1 pseudogene is annotated in these 278 nt (G+C 75.2%); it reads left to right on the forward strand.

The features are described from left to right. Positions 1–278 (forward strand): annotated as a pseudogene (locus ACLBYB_RS33510) (hypothetical protein); the annotation flags it as partial.

The following is a 278-nucleotide window of genomic DNA, read 5'->3' on the forward strand; positions in this document are numbered from 1 at the left end:
GCTCGCCGGCGTCACCAGCCTGACGGTCCAGGGTCAGGGGCTGACCCTGCTGCTGGCGCTCCTGGCCTGGCCCGCCGCCTACGCGCCGATCGCCGCCACGATCGTGCTCTACGCGCCGCTGCGCATCCCCGCGAGCGCGCTGCTGAACATGATCCTGCCCGAGATCAGCCGGCTGCCCGCGGCCGGGCAGGTCGACGCCGCCCGCCGGCTCGTCGTCCGCAACGGAATCCTGCTCGGCAGCGCCTGTCTCGCCTACGGGGCGGTGATGGCGGCCGCCC

The sequence above is a fragment of the Methylobacterium sp. D54C genome (assembly GCF_053345595.1).